Raw genomic sequence first — 16,172 nt, 5'->3', positions numbered from 1 at the left:
TTTGTAAACTTGGTCAGTTTCTTTTTGCAAAACTTTCATATGGTGCATTGAAAATTACAATATTATTTAGATAAATATATGGTACTTTTTTATTGGTTAAAAAAAAAGACGGTTATCAGAATAGATAACCGTCTTTGAAATTTATATAGAAGTGTTTTCTTATCCGTTCATAGAAATAAGAAATTCATCATTGTTTCTTGTTTGTTTGAAACGCTCATTAATAAATTCCATCGCTTCTACAGGATTCATATCGGCTAGGTATTTACGCATAATCCACATTCTTTGTATTGTGGTGTCGTCTAATAATAGATCGTCACGACGTGTACTTGAAGATGTAAGATCAATTGCGGGGAAAATTCTACGATTAGATATTTTACGATCTAATTGCAGTTCCATGTTACCGGTTCCTTTGAATTCTTCAAAGATCACTTCGTCCATTTTGGATCCAGTTTCTGTTAGTGCTGTTGCAATAATGGATAAAGAACCTCCATTTTCAATATTACGGGCTGCACCAAAGAATCGTTTTGGTTTGTGTAATGCATTGGCGTCAACTCCACCACTTAAAATCTTACCAGAAGCTGGTTGAACGGTGTTGTATGCTCTTGCCAGACGTGTGATAGAATCTAGTAGTATTACTACATCATGACCACACTCAACTAATCTTTTTGCTTTTTCAAGAACAATATTGGCAACTTTTACGTGTTCATTAGCTTCTTTGTCAAAAGTAGAAGCAATTACTTCTCCTTTTACATTACGTTGCATATCGGTAACCTCTTCAGGTCTTTCATCGATAAGAAGAATCATTTGGTATACTTCAGGATGATTTGCTGCGATCGCATTGGCAACATCCTTGAGTAGCATGGTTTTACCTGTTTTTGGTTGAGACACTATCATACCACGCTGACCTTTTCCTATAGGAGCAAAAAGATCCATAATTCTGGTAGATATTGTACTTTGTCGTTCTGCTAAATTGAATTTTTCTTGTGGGAATAATGGAGTTAAGTGTTCAAAAGAAACTCTGTCTCTAACTACTTGAGGATCAATTCCATTAATTTTGTTGACCTTAATAAGAGGGAAATATTTTTCACCTTCTTTTGGAGGTCTTACTTGTCCTAATACTGTATCACCAGTTTTTAGACCAAAAAGTCTGATTTGCGATTGAGATACATATATATCATCAGGAGAAGAAAGATAGTTATAATCACTTGATCTTAAAAAACCATATCCATCTTGCATTATATCAAGGACACCTTCACTCTCGATTATTGCATCAAATTCAAAATCTGGTTCTTTATAGCGATTTCTGCTATCTCGATTTCCGTTTTCTTTTTTGTTATTGTTATTACGGGATTTGTTTTGTTGCTGCTTATTTTGTTGTGACTTATTTTGTTGCTGAGGTTTATTTTGTTGAGGTTTGTCATTACCTCTATTGCGATTATCTCCTTTTTCCTCTTTATTTTGTTGCGGTTTTGCTTTGTCTTTATTTTCATTACTCTTTGAAGTTTTTTCTTCAGGAGTTGAAGTAGCAACAGTTTTTTTATGCTCTTGAGGTGTTTTTGTCTCTTTGGTTTCCTTGGTAGCAGGAGTCGCTGACTGTGCTCCTTCAGGTTTACGAGCACGAGGTCTTCTCTGGCGAGTATTGGTTTTTGGTTTTTCAGAACTCGCTTTTTCTGAAGAATCTTCACTAATAGCTTGCTTTACTTTGCTAGGGTTTGCAGCTTGATGATCTAATATTTGATATACGAGATCTAATTTTTTTAAGGTACGAAACTTAGGTACATTAAGGGCTTTTGCAATATCTTGCAACTCAGGAAGCTTTTTTGCTTTTAATTCAGAAATCTCTAACATTTAAATGTGTTATATAATTTACGTTTTTGGTATAAATTTTCTAAAGAAGAATTCCAGGAAAATTTTATTTCGAAGGTAAGTAACCTTAATTGAGAAGGTTACACGTTTTGTGCTGCAAGTATACGACTTTATTTTTAATTTTTTACACATATTTATAAAAAGAAACTCTTATTTTTGCTTTTCTCTAAAGGGAAAAATGTAATGATACAAAGAATACAAACTATATACTTATTATTAGCTGCCGTTGTTTCGGGGGTGCTTTGTATATATTTACCTTATGGATTGGATCAAAATGCGACACCTCTTTATGCGTGTGGAAAACCATTTCTTTTAGGGCTATTTATGGGATCTGCTGTTTTGTCAGTGATTTCAATTTTTTTATTTAAAAACAGAAAGCTCCAGTTCGTATTGGGGCGTATCAATATCTTATTAAACTTTATTTTACTAGGAGTATTTGTTTATTGGTCACTAACCTTACCTGGAGGATCTGATCCTATGAAGGGTATTGGGAAATTCATTCCTGTTATTTCTATCGTTTTATTAGTGATGGCCAACAAGGCTATTAAAAAGGATGAAGATCTCGTAAAATCTGTAGATCGATTACGATAAACCTAAAATCTTAGTAGTATTAGTGCGTTAAAACCCAGAGTATGCCAACTCTGGGTTTTATTTTTTAAACATATATAGAGATAGTTAGTTTGTTAATCTCATAAAAAATAATGTTGGATTGCGTACTATTTCTTTCCTAATTCAATAACTTCAAGATTTTCGATTTTACCAGAGTTAAGAGTGAATCTGAGCATTGTTCTTACTTTATGAAAACCATGTTTCCCTGCAGCTCCGGGATTCATGTGTAATACGCCGTTTTTTTTATCAGGGATTACTTTTAGTATATGAGAATGCCCACAAATAAATAATTGTGGAGGATTAGTTTTTATTTCATCTCTTGTATTTATATTGTATTTAGGAGGGTATCCCCCAATATGGGTAATCCAAACCGAAACTCCTTCACAAATAAACCTTGAATTCAGAGGATACGTAGCTCTTGCTTTATCATCATCAATATTGCCGTATACAGCGCGTAGAGGTTTTAGCTCTTCTATAGAATCCGTAACATTAAGGTCTCCAATATCACCCGCATGCCAAACCTCATCGGCTTCTTTTACATAATGCAAAATTCGATTGTCTATATAGCTGTGAGTATCACTGAGCAAAAGTATCTTTTTCAAAATAGAATAATAAAATTGATTTATAGAAGAATAAAAAACAGAAAACAAAACATAACTTCAATCTCTGTATTATGAAGTATATTTGCGTTTAGTTTTTATACAAAAATAAGGTATTGCTTTTGAAATTAGTAGGGATACTAACGTCTTTACTCAGCAAAATTTATATGGATAAATTGTTTATTGGCCTTTTAAAAGAGATGATATAGTGTAAATGAGATATTTTTTAGAACTTTCATATGATGGAACTCCTTATCACGGGTGGCAACGACAACCCAATGCAATTTCAATCCAAGAAGTATTAGAAGAATCGTTATCGACGATATTAAGGAATAAAATTGTTGTATTTGGTGCCGGAAGGACTGATACAGGCGTGCATGCAACTCAGATTATGGCGCACTTTGATCATGAATCAGAGTTAGAGTTGAATCAGTTAAAGTATAAGTTAAATGCAATTTTACCTGCTGAAATTGCAATTCGAAAAGTAGATGAGGTTCAAAAAAATGCTCACGCTCGTTTTGATGCTGTTAGCAGGTCATATGAGTATCATGTGACGTTAGTTAAAGATCCTTTTAGAATCAAAAAGTCTTATTATTTTAAGAAAGAATTGGATATTAATCGAATGAATGAAGCTGCTAAATTACTGTTAAACTATACTAACTTTAAATGCTTTAGCAAGTCCAAAACCGATGTAAAAACGTATAATTGTAACATTACAAATGCTGTTTGGGAAAATAATGGGAATCATTTGGTGTTTAAGATTTCTGCTAATAGGTTTTTAAGAAATATGGTAAGAGCGATAGTGGGGACACTAATTGAGATCGGAGAACATAAATTGACTAATGAGGATTTGGCAGCAATTATTAAAAATGAAGATCGTAGTCAGGCAGGATATTCTGTTCCTGCTCATGGACTTTATTTGACTGCTGTAGAGTATTCTAACATAATATACAAAAGATAGATGGCAGAAAAGAGTGGTAAGGCTTTTGATTTTAAACTTTTCAAACGGTTGATTACGTATACTAATCCCTACCGATTGACTTTTTATTTTGTGGCTTTTTCGGCTATTGTATTGGCGGTTTTATCAATTGTCAATCCATATCTACTAAAGCAAACTATTGATAGGACTATAATTCCTAAGGATAGTGAGTTGCTAGTCTCTTTTGTTTGCCTAATGCTAGGAGTCTTGTTGCTAGATGTTATTATACAATTCTTGTTTATCTATTTTGCTAATTGGCTAGGTCAACAAGTGATTAGAGACATAAGGGTGAAGTTGTTTCGGCATATGCTTGGCTTTAAAAAACAATATTATGATCAATCGGCTGTAGGAAGATTGGTGACAAGGGCTGTAAGTGACATCGAAACTATTGCGAGTATTTTTAGCCAAGGACTCTTTATAATTATTAGTGATTTATTAAAAATGCTGGCAATCCTATGCTATATGTTATACCAGAGTTGGGAACTTGCCTTGTTAGTGTTTGTTGTATTGCCTTTGGTGGCTTATGCAACAAGAGTTTTTCAAAAGAAAATGAAAGCGGCTTTTGAAGAAGTTAGAATGCAGGTTTCAAATCTGAATTCATTTGTACAGGAACGAATTACAGGAATGAAGATTGTGCAGTTGTTTACAAGAGAAGAAACAGAATACACGAATTTTAAAGAAATTAATGAGAAGCATAAAAAAGCTTGGGTAAAAACAGTTTGGTATAATTCTATATTTTTCCCTATAGCAGAGATGTCTAGTTCTGTTACTATTGGGCTGATCGTTTGGTTTGGAGGACTTAAAGCAGCGCAGGGTGACGGAGTTACATTAGGACTTGTTATAGAATTTATTCAGTTATCTCAAATTTTGTTTAGACCATTGCGACAGATAGCCGATAAATTTAATACGCTACAAATGGGGATGGTTGCTGCCAATAGGGTATTTGCTGTTTTGGATACAGATTCTAAAATTGAAAATAAAGGAACATTACTTTTAGAAAAAGTAGAAGGTAAAATTGCTTTCGAAAATGTTCGGTTTAGCTATATAGAAAATGAAGAGGTACTAAAAGGAATTTCACTCGATGTTGAAGCAGGAGAAACAGTGGCTATAGTTGGGGCAACTGGGGCAGGAAAATCAACGATTATTAATTTGCTAAGTAGGTTTTATGAAATTGATAGTGGAGTAATTTCTATCGATGATATTGATATTAAGACCATAGAGTTAAAATCTTTGCGAAGTCATATAGCAGTGGTGCTTCAAGATGTATTTTTGTTTGCAGACACAATCATGAATAATATAACGCTGAATAACCCTGATGTCTCTGAAGAGGAAGTGTATAAAGTAGCAAAAGAGATTGGAATTCATGAATTTATAATGAGTCTTCCAGAAGGATATCATTATAATGTAAAAGAAAGAGGGGCTATGCTTTCTTCTGGGCAACGACAACTAATTTCTTTTCTTAGGGCATATGTTACTAATCCGGGTATCTTGGTGTTAGACGAGGCGACTTCATCTATCGACTCACATAGCGAGCAACTAATTCAGGATGCTACCAACAAGATTACTAAGGGAAGAACCTCTATAGTAATTGCACACCGGTTGGCTACTATCAAAAAAGCTGATAAGATTATTGTAATGGATAAAGGCAAGATTGTCGAACAAGGGAACCATACTGAATTACTAAAGATAGCAGATGGATACTATAAAAATCTTTATGAAGTACAATTTGCCGATGCGCTAAATTAGATGTGTTAAGGTTTCTACTTGGTTGGTATTTCTATAGCTCCAGTCATTACCATTATGAGGAATATTGCTAGACTTATGAGTATGTAAAAAATAGCTCCAACAACAAGAAATATGAAGGTCTTGATGATAATCTTCTTTAAGTTAATTTGATATAACCTTTTTAAAACAAAAGCCATATAAAAAATATACACGGGAAATTGTACCATCCCTACAAACATAAAATCATCTACCATAAAAGTTAGAGGTAGTAAGATTATTGTCATAGTCCCTACAATGTGGGAGTATGCATATAGATAAATTACAAAATGCTCTGTTAAATTGTATTTCTTATAATTAAGAAATACCAACCGAGACATGATGGCTAATATTGGAATCAATAAAAAACTTAGCATTGATTGGTACTGAAAAGTAGTGTCGAAGATAGTACCTTGTATTTCTATCTGTTGTTTAGTGAATTGGCCGCCAAACTTCATGATTTCCTTTAGTCTGTCTTTAACAAAGAATGCATAGATTCCTGTAACGGTGATCGAAATTGCAAAATATCCAAAAGCATTTACATATCGTTTTCTTAGACCATGAATGTAGCCATCGATAACTTTTTCAGGTTTTGTAAACAGGTGGATAAATGTTTGGATAAAAGAGTTGTCGAGATTAAGAAATCGGTCTGCAAAATCTTGAATTAAATTTTTAAAAGTAATTCGTTTTGTGATTTTTTTTGCTCCGCAATCAGGACAAAAAGTGTAACTTTCAATTTGTTGTCCGCAATTTTTGCAATTAGTAATAGTGATCAGATCGTTCATTAGGCTAAATCCCGTTTAATTTTTTCTACTAACTCTTCTTCTGTTTTAAAGATGACAAATTCTCCGTTTTTGATATATGATAACTTACCAGTTTCTTCACTTACAACCAAAGCTAGTGCATCGGTTTTTTCACTTATACCTACTGCAGCTCGATGACGTAATCCAAAACGTAATGGCATATTGTTATCATGAGTTACAGGTAAAATAGCTCTAGTTGCTACAATGCGATTATCTTCTATAATCATCGCTCCGTCATGAAGAGGACTGTTTTTGTAAAAAATACTTTCGATAATAGGGGTGTTTACCAAAACATCCATAGAATCACCAGAGGTTTTAACAAAATCCAAAGAGGTACTTCTTTTTATTACAATAAGTGCTCCGGTAAAAGTTTTTCCCATTTCGCCACATGCTTTTACAATAGCCTTAATATTGGTAATGCTATCTTCGGGAGTGTCTCTGATAAACTTTAATTGTCTTAAGAATTTTCGTCTTCTTCCAAAATTGGTAGAGCCTATCATTAATAGGAATTTTCGTATTTCTTGTTGAAAAACGACGATCAAAGCAAACATTCCCACACCAATAAACTCTCCTAAAACACTACTTAGCATTTCCATTGCTAGAAACTGTGTTAGTTTCCAAACCAGATAAATTATAACTATTCCTATAAAGATGTTAATTGCTGCTGTACCTTTAACCAGCTTATAAACATAGTACAATAGAAAAGCGACCAGTACAATGTCTAGTATGTCAAGTATTCTAAGGTTGATTAAATCCAAAAGTCTCGGGTGTTTTTGTAAAAATAGAAAAATTAGGGAAACCCTGTTTTGAAAAGCTACATAAAACAGTATATTTAGAATAGATAGTCTCCATAACCAAAATTTAGAAGCAATAAATAATTAGATCACTTCATTGTATCTATTTATTAAAGTAATACACTCCATAGCTTCTTTGACGTCATGAACTCTTAAAATAGAAGCTCCATTAAGTAATACTATGGTATTGAGAGTAGTAGTGCCATTTAATGCCTCTGCTGGAGTGTTTTTTAATGTTTTATATATCATTGATTTTCTGGATAAGCCAGCCAGAATGGGAAGGTCATGTATTTCTAAAAATTTCATTTTTTTTAGAAGCTCAAAATTGTGATCTAAATTTTTAGCAAATCCAAACCCAGGATCGATAATGATATCATTAACTCCATGTTTTTTTGCTTCAGCAATTTTTTCGGCAAAATAAATATTCATTTCATGAATCAAATCTTCGTAATGATCTAATGATTTCATATTTATAGGAGTTCCTTTCATATGCATCATGATGTACGGTACTTTTAATTCTCCAACAATTGGGATCATTTTTTTATCTAAATTTCCAGCAGAAATATCATTTATAAGTGCTCCTCCTGCTTGAATGGATAATTCGGCAATTTCACTTCTAAATGTATCAATAGACAATAGGATGTTAGGAAAATTATCGAGTAATAATGTTATGATAGGTAATAGTCTTTTTTTTTCCTCTTCAATAGAGATATGATCAGCACCAGGTCGAGAAGAGTACGCTCCTAAATCAATAAAAGAGGCTCCTTCTTTGAGCATTTGCTCGACTTTTTTTAGTATATCATTTTCGTTTTTATATTTTCCTCCATCATAAAAAGAATCAGGAGTAAGGTTGAGAATACCCATTACCTTTGGTGTAGATAGATCAATTAAAGCCCCTTTGCAGTTAATGGTCATTGTTTGGGATGTGTTGTTTTATAGTAATTAATTATGACAAACATATGGAGATTACTCCTAATATAGTAAAATAGAAATGGGCAATTTTTAAAATCTCGCAGAATTAATTTTTAAGCTCAATTTTTTTAATTCCCATATTAAAGCGAAATTTACACAAAATTGAACAGTTTTATGCAAGATACGTCTATACAATATGACGAGGTGATTACAACATGTCGTAACTTATTTGTCAAAAAAATGAAAGATTATGGTAGCGCATGGAGAATATTGCGACTCCCTTCATTAACAGATCAAATTTTTATAAAAGCACAGCGTATCAGAAGTTTACAAGAAAATGAAGTGCGTAAAGTAGATGAAGGAGAATCTTCTGAGTTTATTGGTATTATTAATTATAGTATTATGGCTTTAATACAACTAGAAAAAGGAGTTGCGCAACAACCTGACTTATCTTCAGAAGAAATTATCGAGTTGTATGATACTCATATAGGTATTACAAAAACGTTGATGATGAATAAGAATCATGATTATGGAGAAGCTTGGAGGGATATGAGAGTGAGCTCACTCACTGATCTAATTATTCAAAAATTACTAAGAGTAAAACAAATCGAAGATAATAAAGGAAAAACTCTGGTAAGTGAGGGTATTGATGCAAATTATCAGGATATGATCAATTATGCTGTATTTGCTATGATACACCTCAATGAAGTAAATTAGAAGCATAAAATACTGTTAAATTAAAAGTAACAAGATTTAATCCATATTATCTTGTGCGAATTATACTTAAAAATTATATTCAGAATATGAAAATATTAGTTACTTTCTCTAGAATCTTTGTAGCAGCACTTTTTTTGTTTTCGGGCTTTATAAAATTAAATGATCCTATAGGTTTTTCGTATAAGCTTCAGGAGTACTTTGGCGAAGGAGTACTAAATTTAGAATTTCTAATTCCTTTTGCCCTTTTGATAGCTGTGTTTTTGGTAGTTTTTGAAATCATTCTTGGTATAACATTAATATTAGGTTACTTGCCTAAGTTTACGGTATGGTCACTATTATTAATGATCTTATTTTTTACATTTCTCACGTTCTATTCGGCTTATTTTAATAAAGTAACGGATTGCGGTTGTTTTGGCGATGCATTGCCGTTAACTCCATGGGAATCCTTTACCAAAGATATAATCTTACTCGTTTTGATATTGGTGTTGTTCTTTGGTAGAAAATATATAACTCCAATTACTCCAGTTGCATTACATAAGTGGATTGTATTTGGCGCTTTTACAGCTTGTTTAGGTTTTGCATATTATGTTTTAATGCATTTGCCAGCATTTGATTTTAGAGCTTATAAAGAAGGAACGGATATGTTATCAGGGATGGAAGTTCCTGAAGGAGCTGCAAAAGCAGAATTTGCTTACCATTGGAAATTTAATGTAAATGGAGCAGAAAAAATTATTACAACAGGTGGAAATTACCCTAAAGTAGATGGAGAGTTTATTTCTGTAGAAACAGAGGAATTGGTTGAAGGGTATGAACCTGCAATTCATGATTTTTCGATAGAAAAGAATGGAAAGGATTATACCGTAGAACTTCTTAAAAGAGAAAAACTTATTTTTGTTGTGGCTTATAATTTGTCAAAAAGCGAAGCAGAAGGGTTCTCAGCCATTAAAGAAATTACAGATAAAGCCAAGTCTGAAGGATATAGTGTAATAGGGCTTACTGCTTCGGGAAATAAAGATATTTCACTCATTAGAGCCAAATATAATCTCGACTTTTACTTTTTTACTACTGATGAAACAGCATTAAAAACCATTATACGTTCTAATCCAGGTATCGTAAAATTGAAATATGGAACAATCTTACAGAAGCTACATTGGAATGATGCCGACAAACTAGCTCTTTAATGTTTCAAAGAAATATACGATACTAATGGTTGGTTACCTCATCAATAAAACAGGATATGCGTTACTTACTTTGTTAGGAGTTATAACCGTGATTTTTTTGTTATTTACTCTTCTTCCCGGGGATCCGGCACAAATGATGCTTGGTCAAAATGAAACCGAAGAACAATTGAATAATGTGAGGAAGAAATATGGTTTTGACAAATCAATTTCAAAACAATATTTGTATTATATAAATGATCTATCACCTATTTCATTTCATAGTATTAATACAGATGATTTTTCGTATTACGAAGCAAAAAAATATGGAGGGATTCAGTTATTTAAAACCCAAAAGGTTATTATGGTATTAAAATTCCCATACCTGAGAGAATCATTCCAAAAAAATGGAAAAAAAGTTAGTGATGTAATTAAAGAAACTTTACCAAATACTGCAATTCTTGCGATTTTTGCTATTAGCATAGCTATGTTTTTGGGTATATTGATGGGCATTATTAGCGCGTTGACTAAAGATCAATGGCCAGATAAACTGATTCAGCTATTAAGTACATTAGGGATGAGTGTTCCTTCCTTTTTTAGTTCTATTATTTTTGCATGGTTGTTTGGTTATGTATTACAAGAATTTACAAATTTAAATATGACAGGTAGTTTGTATGAAGTTGATGATTTTGGTGCAGGTAAATATATCCAATGGAAAAATCTTATTCTACCAGCAGTAGTACTAGGGATACGCCCACTAGCCGTAGTTACTCAATTGATGCGTAATTCTTTGTTAGAAGTTATGAGCCAGGATTATATCCGCACGGCAAGAGCAAAAGGGCTGTCGATGTTTCAGGTAGTAAAAAAACATGCATTAAAAAATTCATTGAACCCTGTTGTGACAGCAATTTCTGGATGGTTTGCATCTATGCTAGCAGGCGCCGTATTTGTAGAGTATATTTTTGGATGGAATGGATTAGGTAAAGAGATTGTTGATGCCTTAAATAAATTGGATCTTCCTGTTATTATGGGATCAGTATTGGTGATAGCAACAATGTTTATACTTATCAATATATTTGTCGATATTATATATGGATGGTTAGATCCAAGGATAAGAGTTTAAACCGATATCATTCCTGTGTAATACATTATTAACCACACTATTATTAACCGAAACATAAATTTTAAAATTAATGAGAAAAAAAATTGTAGCCGGAAACTGGAAAATGAACAAAAATCTGGCAGAAACCAAAGCATTGCTTTCTGAGTTAAAAACAAAATTAACTGGATCTACTGATGCTGAGATTATTGTAGCACCTACATTTACTAATTTGCATAGTGCAATAGAAGTTTTGGAAGATTCTGCTATTACAGTAGCAGCACAAAATATGCATCAAGCTAAGAATGGTGCCTTTACAGGAGAGATCTCTGCAGATATGTTAAAAAGTATTGAAGTAAAAACAGTGATTTTGGGTCATAGCGAGCGTAGAGCATATTTTGGAGAGACTGATAAGCTGTTGGCCGAGAAGGTAAATGCAGCTTTAGAGCATAATATGACTGTAATTTTTTGTTTCGGAGAAGAATTACAAGATCGCAAAAGTAACAATCACTTTTCAGTGGTAGAGAATCAATTAAAAAATGGACTTTTTCATATCAGTTCAGGGGATTGGAAAAATGTAATCCTTGCCTATGAGCCTGTTTGGGCAATTGGAACTGGTGAGACTGCATCTCCAGAACAAGCTCAGGAAATGCATGCGTTTATAAGAAAGACTATAAGTGAAGCTTATGATCAACAAATCGCTGATGAGGTTTCAATTCTATACGGAGGAAGTGTAAAACCCAATAATGCAGAAGAAATTTTTGCAAAATCTGATGTAGATGGTGGATTAATAGGAGGAGCGGCTTTGGATACCGAAAGTTTTGCAGCTATCGTAGAGGCTATCTAGAATGTGCATAGCGTACATAGAGCTGTCTGAAAAGTAAACTTTTTTGTCAAACTGAGCTTGTCGAAGTCTTTATACGGCTGATAGCTAGGTTTTAATACACTTTTCAGGCAGCTTTTTTTGTTAGGTAAAAGATTTTAATTTTGTAAAAGAAAAAATAGGATGTCAGAGATAAAATATATTGGATGTTATTTTAAAGTGTCCCCTCTTCAGCCCGCTACAGAAATATTAATTGCAGAATTAGGATATGTAGGGTTTGAAAGTTTTGTTGAAACCGAAGAAGGGGTTAATGCATTTATTCAAAGTGAAGAGTGGGAAGAAAGTATTCTTGAAGGAGTTTATGTATTAAGCTCGGGAGAATTTAAAATAGAATATTCTGTTGAAGAAATAGAGCAAATTAATTGGAATAAGGAATGGGAAAAGAATTTTGACCCTATAGTTGTTGATGATAAGTGTAGCGTTAGAGCGCCTTTTCATGAAAAACCAGACACACAATATGATATTATTATAGAACCTAAAATGTCATTTGGAACTGGACATCACGAAACTACCCATATGATGATTCAGCATATTTTAAAAACTGATTTTGAAAATAAAACAGTATTGGATATGGGGTGCGGAACAGGGGTTTTGGCTATTTTGGCAGAAATGAGAGGAGCTGAGGTAACAGATGCTATAGATATTGATAACTGGTGTTATTTAAATACTGTTGAGAATATAGAACGTAATAATTGTGCCAATATAACAGCGTATGAAGGAGATGTTTCTCTGTTGTCAGATAGAAATTATGATATTGTAATAGCTAATATTAACCGTAACATATTGCTAAATGATATAAAACACTACGCGAAATCATTGAATTCAAAAGGGAAGTTGTTTTTAAGTGGATTTTATAAGGAAGATTTAGAGATGATTACAGAAGAGTGCATGAAGAATGATTTACAATATGTAGATCATATAAGTAGAAATAATTGGATAGCAGCGTCTTATGTGGTAAAATAACATAGATATTAGCAATAATATAGGTTAAGTTATTATATTTGTAAAAAATAATCCCTCTTATGAGTATTCAAGAGAAAACCTTAGAACAGGTTCTGGAGAAGCCTGTCGAAGTAAGCAATAATGAAATTGTTCTATACAACGATGATATAAATACATTTGATCATGTTATAGAAACTTTAATTTACTCTTGTGAGCATACCCTGGTACAGGCAGAGCAATGCGCATTATTAGTGCATTATAAAGGAAAATGTACCGTAAAAACAGGAGTGTATGAAGAGTTAGTACCAAGATGTTCTAAACTATTGGATGCAGGTCTTAGTGCAGAAATTGTATAGCTTATTCCTATTTTGGATATAAAAACATAAAAAAAGATCCATTTTTGGATCTTTTTTTTATGTCTTGAAAATAACCTTTTGAAGAACTGTTGATGAATATTTTTGTTATATAGAATAATGATTTTATGATTGTTGTTAAATATTTAAAAATTTGGCTTTTTGGGTGTTTGTAGAATTTAAAAATTATAATATGTAAGAAAAAACTTTCTTTCATGCGTTTTTTATTTATATTATAATTTTCTTTAATACCTTTCTTTTTCCCTTGTTTTAACACTTTCTTTACATATTTATTGATCCTATACGATGTGTATTTGGTCGATTTTTAAGCTAAGAAAAAAAGGAATACTTGGTGTTTTTGTTGAATTAATCTTACGGTTTTACCGTATTTTTAATAAATAGTTTAAAAAATTAACGGATTTTTCAAAAAAATTATTATATCTTCAAACCGCAAAAATTAAAAGTTCAAAGCTTTTTTTGCATAATTTAAATTTATAATAGAGCTTAAAAACTCTATAAAATAGTATTAATAACTACACAAACTCAACTTATTAAAAATGAAAAAAATCAAAGTACTAGCGCTTTGCGCTATCGTTGCTGGATATACAATATCCTGTGAAAAAAAAGAAGTTTCTAACGAGACACAACCAGAAATTGTTACAGAACTACTTTCAAAAGCTCATATTCAGGCATTGCATGATGCAGGAGTTAACGATTTTGGGGCAGAATATGTAACGGTAAAACATCCAGATGGGTCAGTAGAAGAAGCTATACAATCTAGCGATCTTATTTTGGCAATTAATAAATTGGCAGAACAAAAACTGGCAGAAATAGAAAACGGGAATAAGCAATACAGAACAAATAACCTTGTATCTAGTGGTAATAGAAATATTAGTATTATTGGATATACAGGATCTGGGTATGCTTTAACCAGTAAAATGCAAACAGGACTTCGATGGGCTGTTAATAATTATAATGCATTAAATAATTCACTTAGTTTCAGTCTATCTTTTTCTGCATCTACCAATGCTGATATGGTAGTATATAATAATGGTTCTTCGGGTGCAGGAGGATCTGCAGGTTTTCCTAGTGGAGGAAGACCATATAAGTGGATTCAAATTAACGCAGGTAGTAACAGTTTAAGTAACAATGCTATGGAGCATTTAATGGGTCATGAAATGGGACACTGTTTAGGATTCAGACATACTGATTATGCTCGAAGAAGATGTGATAATAGTAATGAAGGGTCTGCTGGGATAGGAGCTATCCATATTCCAGGAACTCCTACTGCTAACCGTTGGGGACAAAGTGGTTTAGATACAGATTCTATTATGATCTCTTGTTTTGATGGTGGTGAAGATGGAGAGTTTAGTAACAGAGATAGAACTGCTTTAAACTACCTGTACTAAGAATTAGTTATAAGATAAGCTTTGAACTTTTTATAAAAGCCATCCTGCTAAACTAGGGATGGCTTTTTCTTTTTAGATTGTGTAAGCTTTAAAAATATTTGGAAATAGAAATTCTAAAGAAGCTATCTTCTCTAAAGTTAGATAAGATAGGCTCATTCCTATTGATATTGTTAAAAACACGTGCTTCTACCTCCGCAGTCCAGCTATTGCCAAAACGTCTAGAAGCTTCAAGGCTAAAAATAGTACTACTAGATTCTAAATCTGTAATTCCTCCTATCAAAATTGAAGTATCTTTAGTGTCATTAAAGGCTATTCGACTTCCGAGAAAAAGATCATTTTGTAAAGCATTTAGGGCAAATTCATTGCGCTCATCATACAAATATTCTCCTAGTACACCTATATCTAAACCATTTCGATCGATGTTAGAAAAGGTGTATTCCAGACCCGCAACCAATGCAATGAAATCTTGAGCATCGGCATTGCGATAGATAGATTCCAGTTTCCATAAAAAAGCATTGTGTGTAATCTGTATATCTATTCCAGATTGATTGATAATAGGATAGAAGGCATTAATGTTTCCTGTAGCATCAAACGTGAAAAGTGGTTCTCTACCAGTTCCATAAAAATGTGATAGACCAATATCAAAAATATCAAAGTAATGTTTCCAACGAAAAGCAATATCTTGACGCCATTCTTTAGCTCCACTTTCATAGCTTAAATCATCTTTATCAATTACAGAAGAAAAACGTAATCTTCCTTTTTCTCCAGAAAAAGTGCGTTTGCGATGATAAGGAAGGTAGAAAAAATCAAAAGTTCCTAGTTTTTCGGTGATCCAGGTAAATTGTGCCATTGGTTGCCCTAGTTTTTCTTCACCGTCAAATGTTTCGACAGCATCGGTTTGATTAATGATATCCACCAGGTGGTTGCTTTCTGCTACGCCCCAATACACTTTTTTTACTCCTAGATTAAACTCCCAATTGTTTTTAGCCTTTTGGTAGTATAACTCACGTATATCCCAGTGTGTTCGTTTATCATCAACATCTAATCGAAAAAAACCTTTAAAATTTATACTTTCGTACCCTTTGTTCCATTCTACTTTATATTCAGGGCGTACTGCAAAAGAAGGAAAATGATCTTTCTGATTTTCAAAAAGCGCATTATCATAAAAATATCGATATTCTCCTTCTAGTTCTAACTCAAAATCATGATTTAGTTTTTTAGACTCTTTATTTTGAGCATACAGCGTAGTAAAACTTCCTAGCAGAAGGATAATAATATTAATCTTCATA

Annotated in this window: 16 protein-coding genes; 10 read left to right on the top strand and 6 right to left on the bottom strand. The window is 32.7% G+C overall.

All coding sequences use genetic code 11. The features are described 5' to 3' along the window. Positions 1-159: 159 nt before the first annotated feature. The gene (gene rho, locus C1X07_RS15590) at positions 160-1,848 is read right to left on the bottom strand and encodes a transcription termination factor Rho (RefSeq protein WP_103070970.1); all 1,689 of its coding nucleotides are present in this window, start codon (positions 1,846-1,848) and stop codon (positions 160-162) included. Positions 1,849-2,049: 201 nt separating this feature from the next. On the opposite strand from rho, the gene C1X07_RS15585 reads away from it, so the two are divergent. Further along, the gene (locus C1X07_RS15585) at positions 2,050-2,457 is read left to right on the top strand and encodes a DUF4293 domain-containing protein (RefSeq protein ID WP_103070969.1); all 408 of its coding nucleotides are present in this window, start codon (positions 2,050-2,052) and stop codon (positions 2,455-2,457) included. A gap of 125 nt (positions 2,458-2,582) precedes the next feature. Here C1X07_RS15585 and C1X07_RS15580 read toward each other — a convergent pair whose 3' ends face one another. Beyond that, positions 2,583-3,077: a metallophosphoesterase family protein gene (locus C1X07_RS15580; RefSeq protein WP_103070968.1), complete on the bottom strand. Its 495-nt coding sequence runs from the start codon at positions 3,075-3,077 to the stop codon at positions 2,583-2,585. A gap of 211 nt (positions 3,078-3,288) precedes the next feature. Here C1X07_RS15580 and truA point away from each other — a divergent pair, with 211 nt between their 5' ends. Further along, on the top strand, positions 3,289-4,035 hold the full coding sequence (gene truA, locus C1X07_RS15575) for a tRNA pseudouridine(38-40) synthase TruA (protein WP_103070967.1): 747 nt from the start codon (positions 3,289-3,291) through the stop codon (positions 4,033-4,035). Continuing rightward, positions 4,036-5,799 carry an ABC transporter ATP-binding protein gene (locus tag C1X07_RS15570; RefSeq protein WP_103070966.1) on the top strand — a complete coding sequence of 588 codons (1,764 nt, stop codon included), beginning with the start codon at positions 4,036-4,038 and terminating at the stop codon, positions 5,797-5,799. A 14-nt stretch (positions 5,800-5,813) separates the two neighbouring features. On the opposite strand, the gene C1X07_RS15565 is transcribed toward C1X07_RS15570, so the two are convergent. From C1X07_RS15565 to folP, 3 genes are all read right to left on the bottom strand, one after another. Further along, entirely contained in the window at positions 5,814-6,599 is a 786-nt protein-coding gene (locus C1X07_RS15565; protein WP_103070965.1) for a DUF3667 domain-containing protein, read from the bottom strand. Beyond that, positions 6,599-7,375: a diadenylate cyclase CdaA gene (cdaA, locus tag C1X07_RS15560; protein ID WP_103070964.1), complete on the bottom strand. Its 777-nt coding sequence runs from the start codon at positions 7,373-7,375 to the stop codon at positions 6,599-6,601. Before cdaA ends, C1X07_RS15565 begins: the two co-directional genes overlap by 1 nt. 120 nt (positions 7,376-7,495) lie before the next feature. Further along, positions 7,496-8,326: a dihydropteroate synthase gene (gene folP / locus C1X07_RS15555; protein ID WP_103070963.1), complete on the bottom strand. Its 831-nt coding sequence runs from the start codon at positions 8,324-8,326 to the stop codon at positions 7,496-7,498. Positions 8,327-8,497: 171 nt separating this feature from the next. Between folP and C1X07_RS15550 the strand changes: the two genes are divergently transcribed. From C1X07_RS15550 to C1X07_RS15515, 7 genes are all read left to right on the top strand, one after another. Further along, positions 8,498-9,040 carry a DUF1599 domain-containing protein gene (locus C1X07_RS15550; protein WP_103070962.1) on the top strand — a complete coding sequence of 181 codons (543 nt, stop codon included), beginning with the start codon at positions 8,498-8,500 and terminating at the stop codon, positions 9,038-9,040. Between the two features lie 86 nt (positions 9,041-9,126). Next, positions 9,127-10,221: a BT_3928 family protein gene (locus tag C1X07_RS15545; RefSeq protein ID WP_103070961.1), complete on the top strand. Its 1,095-nt coding sequence runs from the start codon at positions 9,127-9,129 to the stop codon at positions 10,219-10,221. 25 nt (positions 10,222-10,246) lie between these two features. Then, a complete protein-coding gene (locus C1X07_RS15540) occupies positions 10,247-11,320 on the top strand; it encodes an ABC transporter permease (RefSeq protein WP_103070960.1) in 1,074 nt (357 codons plus the stop codon). Between the two features lie 70 nt (positions 11,321-11,390). Continuing rightward, positions 11,391-12,143, top strand: coding sequence for a triose-phosphate isomerase (gene tpiA, locus C1X07_RS15535; protein WP_103070959.1), 753 nt, complete (start codon positions 11,391-11,393; stop codon positions 12,141-12,143). A gap of 159 nt (positions 12,144-12,302) precedes the next feature. Next, the gene (prmA, locus tag C1X07_RS15530) at positions 12,303-13,142 is read left to right on the top strand and encodes a 50S ribosomal protein L11 methyltransferase (RefSeq protein WP_103070958.1); all 840 of its coding nucleotides are present in this window, start codon (positions 12,303-12,305) and stop codon (positions 13,140-13,142) included. A 59-nt stretch (positions 13,143-13,201) separates the two neighbouring features. After that, positions 13,202-13,477, top strand: a complete 276-nt coding sequence (locus C1X07_RS15525) for an ATP-dependent Clp protease adaptor ClpS (protein WP_103070957.1) — start codon at positions 13,202-13,204, stop codon at positions 13,475-13,477. 554 nt (positions 13,478-14,031) lie between these two features. Then, positions 14,032-14,883 (top strand): M57 family metalloprotease, encoded by an 852-nt coding sequence (locus C1X07_RS15515; protein WP_103070955.1) that lies wholly within the window; start codon positions 14,032-14,034, stop codon positions 14,881-14,883. Between the two features lie 88 nt (positions 14,884-14,971). On the opposite strand, the gene C1X07_RS15510 is transcribed toward C1X07_RS15515, so the two are convergent. After that, positions 14,972-16,171: a hypothetical protein gene (locus tag C1X07_RS15510; RefSeq protein WP_103070954.1), complete on the bottom strand. Its 1,200-nt coding sequence runs from the start codon at positions 16,169-16,171 to the stop codon at positions 14,972-14,974. Position 16,172 lies beyond the last annotated feature (1 nt).

The sequence above is a fragment of the Aquimarina sediminis genome (assembly GCF_002895435.1).
GTDB lineage: Bacteria > Bacteroidota > Bacteroidia > Flavobacteriales > Flavobacteriaceae > Aquimarina > Aquimarina sediminis.
This window is presented reverse-complemented; position numbering and strand designations above follow the sequence as displayed.

Bases quoted from the DNA above. Each gene is read 5' to 3' on its own strand.
- rho (WP_103070970.1), bottom strand. From the start codon at position 1,848: ATGTTAGAGATTTCTGAATTAAAAGCAAAAAAGCTTCCTGAGTTGCAA.
- C1X07_RS15585 (WP_103070969.1), top strand. From the start codon at position 2,050: ATGATACAAAGAATACAAACTATATACTTATTATTAGCTGCCGTTGTT.
- truA (WP_103070967.1), top strand. From the start codon at position 3,289: ATGAGATATTTTTTAGAACTTTCATATGATGGAACTCCTTATCACGGG.
- C1X07_RS15570 (WP_103070966.1), top strand. From the start codon at position 4,036: ATGGCAGAAAAGAGTGGTAAGGCTTTTGATTTTAAACTTTTCAAACGG.
- C1X07_RS15565 (WP_103070965.1), bottom strand. From the start codon at position 6,599: ATGAACGATCTGATCACTATTACTAATTGCAAAAATTGCGGACAACAA.
- folP (WP_103070963.1), bottom strand. From the start codon at position 8,326: ATGACCATTAACTGCAAAGGGGCTTTAATTGATCTATCTACACCAAAG.
- C1X07_RS15550 (WP_103070962.1), top strand. From the start codon at position 8,498: ATGCAAGATACGTCTATACAATATGACGAGGTGATTACAACATGTCGT.
- C1X07_RS15545 (WP_103070961.1), top strand. From the start codon at position 9,127: ATGAAAATATTAGTTACTTTCTCTAGAATCTTTGTAGCAGCACTTTTT.
- C1X07_RS15540 (WP_103070960.1), top strand. From the start codon at position 10,247: ATGGTTGGTTACCTCATCAATAAAACAGGATATGCGTTACTTACTTTG.
- tpiA (WP_103070959.1), top strand. From the start codon at position 11,391: ATGAGAAAAAAAATTGTAGCCGGAAACTGGAAAATGAACAAAAATCTG.
- prmA (WP_103070958.1), top strand. From the start codon at position 12,303: ATGTCAGAGATAAAATATATTGGATGTTATTTTAAAGTGTCCCCTCTT.
- C1X07_RS15525 (WP_103070957.1), top strand. From the start codon at position 13,202: ATGAGTATTCAAGAGAAAACCTTAGAACAGGTTCTGGAGAAGCCTGTC.
- C1X07_RS15515 (WP_103070955.1), top strand. From the start codon at position 14,032: ATGAAAAAAATCAAAGTACTAGCGCTTTGCGCTATCGTTGCTGGATAT.
- C1X07_RS15510 (WP_103070954.1), bottom strand. From the start codon at position 16,171: ATGAAGATTAATATTATTATCCTTCTGCTAGGAAGTTTTACTACGCTG.